The 1037-nt window shown below is 45.8% G+C and carries 2 protein-coding genes; both read right to left on the bottom strand.

Going from position 1 to position 1037, the window contains the following annotated elements; all coding sequences use genetic code 11:
* On the bottom strand, nt 1-231 hold a 231-nt coding region (locus A142_RS24775), incomplete at its 3' end, for a hypothetical protein (RefSeq protein ID WP_198928601.1).
* A gap of 487 nt (nt 232-718) precedes the next feature.
* Nucleotides 719-1006: a hypothetical protein gene (locus tag A142_RS13505; RefSeq protein WP_019819877.1), complete on the bottom strand. Its 288-nt coding sequence runs from the start codon at nt 1004-1006 to the stop codon at nt 719-721.
* Between the last annotated feature and the right edge of the window lie 31 nt (nt 1007-1037).

Genomic DNA, 1037 nt, shown 5'->3' with positions numbered 1-1037 from the left:
CATGTGCCCCATATCGGTATGACCCAAAGGTAACGGTTGCGCATAGAGTTGCGTTTCGGCGTAAGACGTGGGAGTGCGCAGCGACACACCACTGCCTGACAATAAAAACTCGACGCCGTCTTTGATGCTCATTTTGCTCATCACGGGTAAGCGAGCTTCAATCGGCATGCCTAAGATGTCGGTCATTTGCTCACCGGCAGAGCGTTCAATGACATAACGTGAGGTCTGCACGCTGCTGCCCGATAATTCGGGGGCCGTGCGAATATTTAATGAGGGTGGCGGCGCCTTTACAAGCTCAGGCGGGGTTTGACACCCAGCCAATAAGCCTGCAAAAGACAGCATGAGCCAGCGCGTTTGCATATCATTCTCCTGACAATAAAAGACCTCGACACGCTAACAAAAAGGCAATAGAAAATACTCGATAGAAATAAATTATTTCTATCGAGTATTAATTTTTTCATTTGTGATATCATTGTTGGTTTTCTTAATTTACCACCCAAAGAAACAAGTAAAGATTTGATCTTACAGTAGAAACAAAAACGCCAGCTTATCGCTGGCGTTTGTCATTAAAAGACATGACGTCAATGTCCTGTGTTCATTGATACAGACACTCTCCTTTATCGTTCATAATACTGCCACATAATGAACAGTGACCTTGCTCATCCGGTAACACCTCCTCTTCTTGATATTTTTTGCAAGTCGGCCACTCAACCTCATCTCATTCAGGCTTTTGAACCGAAAAGGTAAAACCCAACACGCTACTAAACCAGTCGGTTTGATGGACATCAACCTCATGGTTTTTCACCTGCAGCTTTAACCGCTCCAGTTCTTGAAGGTGCGCGCGGCACTCGCTCTGAGAGTAAATCGAGAAGCCGAACTCTTTTGTCCACTTCACTACCGCTTCAACCACATCGAACGCAGCCTCTTGCGCTGATTGACTTTCCGTTATTTTGGCCAGTGCCATAGTGCCTTCATCGTCATACACATAGATAACCTGCATCAGCATTACCCTCCATAGTGAGAGAAATGCTCAAGCA

It is taken from the genome of Vibrio splendidus 12E03, assembly GCF_000272105.2.
Classification (GTDB): domain Bacteria; phylum Pseudomonadota; class Gammaproteobacteria; order Enterobacterales; family Vibrionaceae; genus Vibrio; species Vibrio splendidus_I.
The sequence above is the reverse complement of the archived record's forward strand: the minus strand, read 5'-3'. Positions and strand labels throughout refer to the sequence as shown.

What these genes read in the sequence shown, in the direction of transcription:
- A142_RS13505 (WP_019819877.1), bottom strand. Translation starts at nt 1,006, where the DNA reads ATGCTGATGCAGGTTATCTATGTGTATGACGATGAAGGCACTATGGCA.